Raw genomic sequence first — 7,928 nt, 5'->3', positions numbered from 1 at the left:
AGCAACGGCTCCCGGCCGGCCTCCGGCAGCGCTCGATCCGTCAGCCCACCTATCCGGTTTAATTGCCATTGCGCAGAGGAGAACGGCATGATCGCCGGTTTTGCCGTGCTCGCTGATCATCGAACACCCATCAGGGGACCGAGTTCCGGGATCTCGTGTTCGACAGGACGGAGGCGGCTCTTGGCCATTTGGTCCAAGGGCTCTTCGGCCTGACGGCGGATCAGGTTCGTCGGCCAGGACACGAATTATTGTCGACTTTGCGTATAGTGTCGTTGCGACGTGGACGCAGGACGACCGAGTTGTATGACTGGGCACCGGACAACTATCAGGACTTCCTGCGACAGGGCTCGAGATACCGGAAGAGGTGTCCCTCGTTCTGACGACGCGGGATGCCGATGGGAGCATGGGATTCCCCAGGTTGGAAATAAATCCCCATCGGTTTATGGATGCGCCTGAGAAGATGGCCCTCACGGCTGAGACCCGGTACGTGAATCAGCCTTCGCCGACGACGACTCACTGCCCGAGAAGTGTGCCGATCTGCTCCGCCGCCACGCCGAGCGGCATCCGCCGCAATTCGGTTTCGTCGCCGACGACGCACAGCCTCCGGCCAGCGCCCTGGAAAGATCACTCGGCCTCTTCGAAGACGACACGTGCCCCCGCAGCGACGACACCGTCAGAGGCTACTCATGGGTGACGGTGATCAACCCGGGCGTGCTGCAAGCCACGGGCGGGATGGAGCACCTGATCGTCACACGAGCCTTCGCCTCCGTCGACCCACTCCCTGAGGGACGGATGTACCTACGGGCGACGGCATCGCTCCAGGAGCACACCGACGCGGTTGTGGATCCACTCGGCACTCGCGCCGGTGCTGCCCTGGGGCACACCCAGGTTCCACCCCAACCTCGCGCACCGTCGCCTCGTCTACGGCAGCTAGCCCGCCCGACATCGAACAGGGAAGTCATGAGCCCCACACTCACCCTCTACCGCGTCGACGTAGACGCCCCTGAATCGGAACCGCGTCAGCCCTCTTGACGACATGCCACCTCCCATGTCTAGATCAATTCGGCTCATCTGAAGATCCCGGAGGCAGCACTTGGCGCTGACCCGCCACCCACTGTCGTGACCCCGCTCGACCCATCACCCCACGACCGACCCACCCTTCGCGCCCGGACCTTCGGAATCGCTACTGTCCTGGCCGGCCTCATGCACCTGGTCCTCGCCGCCATCCTGCTCGGCATCCCCAGCAGCACCCCCACCCTGGACCCGTTCGACATCCCCGACAGCGACGACGCCGCCCCGCCTGCCGCCGCCCAGCCCGCATCCGCTCTGGTCCGAGACCGCACCACTGCCGTGCCTACAGCCTCCGTCCCAACAGCTCGCACCTCCCCCACCACCGACACACCGCGCCCGAGCACCCGGCCCACGCCCGGACGAACGACCGAACCCACCCCCGCCAGAACCCGTCAGCCCACACGCACCCCGCCGCCCGCGCACACCCAGATGACGACAGCCCCCACCCGACGACCAGCTGGCAGCCCTGCCACGCGGGAAACGTCGCCTGCCACAAAACGCGCCACGCCCCCGCCCACGGCCGACGACCCGCTGGCCACCTCCATGCACACCCCTCCGGGGCAGACCCGGGAACCTCCCGGCCAAGCCGCCCGCAGAACACCTCCCAGCCAGCTGAAACAACCGCTCGACCAGGCCGCCGACAAGACTCACGAGCCGAAGGACGAACCAGTCGCCAACGCTGGCCATCGCGCTGAACAACTCGACAGCTCCAACACCCCGCGGGGGTATCACCCTAAGAGTGCAGTTTGCGAGTCTATGCCTGTGATGTCGCAGTGTGATCGTAGGGATTTGTAGCGTTACCGCCGGTTGGCGGGTCCGGTCGTGCTGTGATGGTTGAGTGACTGAGCGCAAGCCATACCCCAGCGACTTATCCGACGCGCAGTGGGCGTTGATCGAGCCGGTGCTCACGGCGTGGAAGGCCGCGCACCCGTCCGTCAGCGGCCACCAGGGCGGCTACGAGTTGCGCGAGATCGTCAACGCCATCCGCTACCAGGGCCGGACCGGCGTGCAATGGGACTATCTCCCGCATGACCTGCCGCCCAAGAGCGCGACGTACTACTACTTCTCCGTGCGCCACGAGGCGCTGTGTTACCGAGTCGGGGTGAAAGACCCTGGCCGTGGGGCCGTCGCAGCGGCCTTACCGAAGATGAGGGCAGCCTGAGCCGGGGAACGCCGGGGAGGGCGGGAGCAGCCCTGACAAAGCCGGGACGGTTCAGCACTGCCAGATGGGCCGGGTCCGGCAATCGAGACCAGAAGGTGCAGCGCAAGCAAATCAGTGGCTGACGCCCCGTAAGAGTAGTGCCGCCCCAAACCTGGCGGATAGGGGGCGGTGGGCAGTACGCGGCTCTCGGGAGCGAAGCGGGGGCTGCCTCCGGAACGGGCCTGTCGGGCCGGTGAAGGTGGTCATGGTGAAGGTCTGCGGCGTAGCCGTGGCGATGCTGTCGGGGTATAGCTGGGCGCCTACCTGGTCGATCGGTACGCAGTGAACGTGGGAACCGTCTGTGGTCGCCCTCCCTGGCCGGGCAGCCGGTCCCGGCAGGCGGGCAGATCCGTTGCCGATTGCCGGCCGCAGGCGGGGCGGAGGCTCCGTAGTACTCCGGGCACGCGAAAGGCGTGCGCATGGGGAAGGGAGCCAGCAGGTCAGCGGCAAGGAGGCTGGAATGCCAGGAGTGACGCTGGTGAATACCGGCGGGCCGGAGCTGGAGTATGCCCTTTTCCGGGCCGAGCGCCGGGTACTGGAGATCCAGGCCAAGCTGCACCGTTGGGCTGGTGATGATCGTCATCGCCGGTTTGATGATTTGTTCAACCTCGTCTGTGATCCCGCGTTCTTGTTGGTGGCGTGGGGTCGGGTGCGGAGCAACAAGGGTGCCCGCTCGGCTGGTGTGGATGGCCGGTCGGCCTTCTACATCGAAGCGAGGGTCGGAGTCGAGGAATTCCTCGATCGGCTGCGTGTCTCGTTGAAGGACCGCAGCTTCTGGCCGGAACCGGCGCGGGAACGGATGATCCCCAAGGCGGGCGGCAAGATGCGTCGCCTGGGCATCTCGACCGTGGCCGATCGGGTGGTCCAAGCATCCTTGAAGCTGGTGCTGGAGCCCATTTTCGAGACGGATTTCCTGCCGTGCTCGTATGGCTTCCGGCCTAATCGCCGAGCCCATGACGCGGTGGCCGAGGTGCGCCTTCTCACGTCCAAGAAGTACGAGTGGATCGTGGAAGGCGATATCAAGGCATGCTTCGATGAGATCTCGCATCCGGCTCTTATGGAACGGGTGCGGGAACGAGTCGGAGACAAACGCGTCCTGAGCTTGGTGAAGGCGTTTCTGAAGGCGGGCATCCTGGCTGAGGACGGCCTGCTGCGGGAAACCGACACCGGCACTCCGCAAGGATCGATCTTGTCTCCGCTGCTCAGCAACGTGGCCCTGTCGGTGCTGGACGAGCACATCGCCCGGCTGCCGGGAGGGCCTGCTACGAGCAGGTCACAGCGGCAGGCGCGTCGCCGCCGTGGGCTTCCCAATTTCCGGCTCGTCCGTTTCGCGGACGACTGGTGTCTCATGGTCACCGGTACCAGAGCGGACGCGGAAGCTCTTAAGGAGGAGATCAGTGAGGTACTCGCCGGGATGGGGTTACGCCTGTCCCCGGAGAAGACCTTGATCACCCATATTGACGAGGGTCTGGACTTCCTGGGCTGGCGCATCCAGCGCCATCGAAAGAGAGGCGAGGAGCGGCACTACGTCTACACCTATCCGGCGAAGAAGGCGTTGCGCGCCGTCTGCCAGAAGATCAAGGACGTGTGCCGTGGAACAAACACCAACCAGCCCCTGGCCGTCCTGCTGCACCGGCTCAACCCGATGCTGCGAGGATGGTGCACCTACTTCCGGCCGGGTGTGTCCAGCAAGACCTTTCATTTCCTGGCCTCCGTCGTCTGGCGGCAGGTCATGGCCTGGCTGCGACGCAAACACCGCAAAGCAAACTGGAAGGCTATTCGTCGCCGCTACTGCGACGGCGGGTGGTGGCCCCGCGACGGGGAGACTAGTCTGCTCCATGCCGGATCGATCAGCACGACCCGGTACCGATATCGGGGAGCAGCCATCCCTTCGCCGTGGACGGCCGCGGGATGATGATCGCACCACCACGACGGGACTTGTGGAGAGCCCGTTGCTCAGTAATGGGCACGGCGGGTTCGGGAAGCGGCCCAAGGAAGCGGACCGATCGAAAGACCGGCACCGCGCTTTGGGCCGACTTCACAAGTGGCGCGACGACGGCACCGACAAGACCATCCACGACCTGCTGCGCTGGCACCTGCGCGAGAAGAAGAAGCGATTATCCGACCCGAGCCTGGTCGTGCTGGACACCCAGAGCGTCCACGTCGCGGCCGGCGTCCCCGCCTCCACCACCGGGAAAGACGCCGCCAAGCGCGTGCCGGGCAGGAAACGCGGCCTGGCCGTGGACGTGCTGGGCCTGGTCATCGCCGTGGTCATGCTGGCCGCCTCGGCCCATGAGAACACCGCCGGGATCGCGCTGCTCGACCGGGTCACCGCCGGCACCGAGGGCACGGTGACCAAAGCGCTGGTCGACCAGGGATTCAAACAGGCCGTCGTCGCGCATGGCGCTGGCCTGGGCATCGATGTGGACATCGTCGAGCGTAACCCCGCCGGCAAGGGGTTCGTCCCCCAGCCCAAACGATGGGTCGTCGAGCAGACGTACGGCATCTTGATGTTCCACCGCCGCCTGGTCCGCGACTACGAGCACCTGCCGGCCAGCTCCGCATCACGGATCTATTGGGCGATGACCGATGTGATGTCCCGCCGTCTGACCCGTGGCACGGTCCCGCCTGAGCGGTGGACATGACTGCGCCCAAGCCGCCCGACGAGCGCCCGGCCGACCCCGGCACCTGGCTCCTGGATCGGATCGACGCCCGCGAGCACCGGCTGACCTGCCAGATCGAGCAGACCCAAGCGGAGATCGACACTCTCGCCGCGCGTCTGAGCGAACTCAGCGAACAGATCGAGCACCTGCGGATCACCCGCAAGACCCTCATCTCCCTGGCTGAGAAAGATCCCGCCCCGGCCGAACCGCTCGCACCGCCAACGGTCCCCGATCACCCTGCCTACCAGCAGATCCTCACCGTCTTCGGCGAAGCCGGCGGCTCCTTGCGCGCCCGTGACGTGGCCGTAGCCCTGGACCTGCCCCTGACGCGCAACGGCATCCAGAACCTTCGCGCCAAGCTCAAACGCCTGGCCGGCCGCGGCATCCTCGTCGAGATTGAACCGGGATTGTTCACCCAACCGCGCCCATAGCCCGAATGACGAGCCTCTGACCAGGCGGCCTAAGCCGACTCCGCCGACGAAAGGGGCATCAGCTCGCGAAACGCACTCTAAGAGCGAGACCCCGCCGCGCGGCACAGTCGGTGATGTTGATGAGCGCGTTGACCATCGCTCACGCTAGTACTGCCGAAGCAGCCACCTGACGTCGTCAACTTACAGCCAGCGAAGTTCATCTTGTACGGGTGTGAGTGTTGCGGTGTCGGCGCGGCGTTTGCCGTCAGGATGGTGGCCCTGGCCGCAGGGGCGCAGGCGGACCTCGATGCGGGCAAGCGCGTTGGGGAGCCAGCGGTCGAGGTATTCGGCGGCGTCGCCGGCGGTGGCGCCTTCCCATAGGTAGGCGGTCTTCCAGCAGCAGTACAGCATCGACAGTTCTTCCACCACGTCCCAGTGGCGGGGCCAGCACGGCAGGACGGCGCGCTGGGCAGAGGCCCACGTGAACAGGACCTGAGTCATCCAGTCGCCGAGTTCGCCGAGCCGGTCGGCCTTCTTGGTGTGAGGCATCCGGGGCCAGCACCATGGGCGCGGCGGTGGTGGAAGGTCGGAGCCGACGGAAGGCCGGCCGGTCGGTGCGGCTGTCAGGCCGGCGACGGTGCGGGCGAGGTGTTCTACTTCGAGGGCGAGGTCGGCGATGATCGCGGCCTGCTCGGCGCCGGTGTCGTCGGGCGGGGTGGGCGCGGGCATGGAAGCGTCAGGGCTTGTTTCGTCTGATATGCCACGGGCGGGCCGGTCGGGTTCGAGTGGCCGGCGGGAGTGCGGGCGGGGTTTCGGAGGCGGGTGCCGGGTTCGCTGGTGTCTCGGCTGGCTGGGGTGGGAGCGGGATGTGGCCGTCCTTGGCTTTCCAGCGTTTGTAGTCGGCGCGTTTCCAGGCGCGTTCGGCGCGGACGATGGTGGGGCGGGCGTTGCGGCGTACGACCAGGGCGCGCCAGGTGGGCAGCATGCGGGCCTGTTCAGGGGGCAGAACGGGGACGGTTTCCCAGCGGCGGGTGTAGTAGGGCTTGCCGGAGCCGTCCACGCTCTTCTCCCGATATGGGAGGGCGATCTCGCCGCACAGGTCGGACATCACCTTCAGGTCGTCGGGGTCGGAGGTGGCGCCGAACAACATCTTGGCCTTGGTGGTGTTCCAGATCGTGGTCGCGCCGCGTTCTCCCCAACGTTGCTGGAACTGCGACCTGGACTGGCCCGCGACGACGAAGACAAATCCGGAGCCGGCGGCGGTGGCCAGCCATCCGGGCAGCTGGGTGATCGGGCAGATCTCCGGGGCTTCGTCGAGGATGAAGGCGACGGGCGGGTCCATGCGCCGGTTGATGCGGCCCGCCGCCAGTTGGCGTGCCTGGTGGTGTAGCTCGGCTACCAGGGTGGCGAACAGGACGGGCGTGGCGGGATTGGCGCTGTCGCCGGCGATCAGGTAGAGGGTTTCCCGGCGGCGGAGTAGCGCTTCGAGGTCCAGCCCCTCCCCCGCGGGCGGGCAGAGCATGTGGGCGATGGCCGGGTCGTCCATGCAGCGCAGGACCTGGCGCAGAGTCAGGTAGATGGAGTCGCGGGTGCGTACGTGGAGGTTGTGGTAGCGGCGGACCAGGGCGGCGGCCCGGTCGGTGGTGTGGCCGGAGCTGTGGCGATGGCGGGTGAGGATCTGAAGTGGGGTGGGGTCCTCGTTGAGGGTCCAGGCATCGACGTGTTCCAAGGTCAGGTCGTCCAGGCCAGCTGCGTACAGCAGGGCGGCGAGTGTCATGGCTGCCTGGTTGGTCCAGAAGCCCTGGTCGGACAGACCGCCGGTTTCGGCGGCGGCGACCATGGTGGCGGCGCGGCGGATCGCGGTGGCCTGGTTGTCGCAACCGTCCACGGGCGACCAGCGCACGGTCGACGCCCACACGCCGAAGCGTTCGGGGTTGAACAGGTGGATGCGGCCGCGCTTGGCGCGCAGCCCGGCGGTCAGCTCGACGATGTCGTCACGAATGCTGGTGACGATCGCGGCGCCTGGGGTGTCGATGACCCAGCCGGCCAGGTGTCCGGTCTTGCCTTCCTTGTGCGGGGCCAGGCACAGGACGTTGTCCTCGAGAGTGGCGTACGTGCGCCAGCGGATCAGCCAGCCCTGTGCCCATCCGAGGAACAGCGCGATCTCACCGGCGCGGACGGTGTGGCGGACCCACCAGCCGCGTAGGGAGGGGCGGGCTTGGCGGGCGATCTTGCGTGCGGCCGGCAGGCCATAGTGCCGGTGGAGCTCGAGTCGCCTGGCGAAGCCGCGTCCAGGGTAGAGCCGCCAGCGTAGCCGCCACCACAGGGCCAGTCCGTGGCGGCGGCGTGGGTTGCGCAGCCGGTCGAACGACACGGCGATGATCAGTACGGCCAAGAGGAGCGCCGCGACGGCCGGCAGTGCGGTGCTCATCGGCGCCTCACCGCGCGAGCCGGATCAGGCGGCGAGTCAGCCTTTCGGTGGGCCGTCATGGCAGTCGCTCCAGGTCAGGCAGGTGGGCACGGTACGGGGCACGTTGCTGGGAGGTTCCTCCGGACCGTGGTCGGAGGGCGGGTGGGATGCCT

Annotated in this window: 6 protein-coding genes; 4 read left to right on the top strand and 2 right to left on the bottom strand. The window is 67.1% G+C overall.

The window, feature by feature from the left end; translation table 11 throughout:
• The first annotated feature begins 1,909 nt into the window (after positions 1 to 1,909).
• The 4 genes from ABFX54_RS45370 to ABFX54_RS45355 all read left to right on the top strand — a co-directional run bounded on the left by ABFX54_RS45370 (position 1,910) and on the right by ABFX54_RS45355 (position 5,366).
• Positions 1,910 to 2,233, top strand: a complete 324-nt coding sequence (locus tag ABFX54_RS45370; protein WP_428834643.1) for a transposase — start codon at positions 1,910 to 1,912, stop codon at positions 2,231 to 2,233.
• A 499-nt stretch (positions 2,234 to 2,732) separates the two neighbouring features.
• Positions 2,733 to 4,187, top strand: a complete 1,455-nt coding sequence (ltrA, locus tag ABFX54_RS45365; RefSeq protein WP_346113217.1) for a group II intron reverse transcriptase/maturase — start codon at positions 2,733 to 2,735, stop codon at positions 4,185 to 4,187.
• A gap of 112 nt (positions 4,188 to 4,299) precedes the next feature.
• Positions 4,300 to 4,917 (top strand): transposase, encoded by a 618-nt coding sequence (locus ABFX54_RS45360; protein ID WP_346113216.1) that lies wholly within the window; start codon positions 4,300 to 4,302, stop codon positions 4,915 to 4,917.
• Entirely contained in the window at positions 4,914 to 5,366 is a 453-nt protein-coding gene (locus ABFX54_RS45355) for a hypothetical protein (protein WP_346113215.1), read from the top strand. The genes ABFX54_RS45360 and ABFX54_RS45355 overlap by 4 nt, the downstream gene beginning before the upstream one ends.
• Before the next feature lie 180 nt (positions 5,367 to 5,546).
• Here the strand turns inward: ABFX54_RS45355 and ABFX54_RS45350 are convergent, their stop codons facing one another.
• Entirely contained in the window at positions 5,547 to 6,074 is a 528-nt protein-coding gene (locus ABFX54_RS45350) for a hypothetical protein (RefSeq protein ID WP_346113214.1), read from the bottom strand.
• 7 nt (positions 6,075 to 6,081) lie between these two features.
• Positions 6,082 to 7,776: a type IV secretory system conjugative DNA transfer family protein gene (locus ABFX54_RS45345; protein WP_346113213.1), complete on the bottom strand. Its 1,695-nt coding sequence runs from the start codon at positions 7,774 to 7,776 to the stop codon at positions 6,082 to 6,084.
• Between the last annotated feature and the right edge of the window lie 152 nt (positions 7,777 to 7,928).

This window comes from Nonomuraea maheshkhaliensis, assembly GCF_039529435.1.
GTDB lineage: Bacteria > Actinomycetota > Actinomycetes > Streptosporangiales > Streptosporangiaceae > Nonomuraea > Nonomuraea maheshkhaliensis.
The sequence above is the reverse complement of the archived record's forward strand: the minus strand, read 5'-3'. Positions and strand labels throughout refer to the sequence as shown.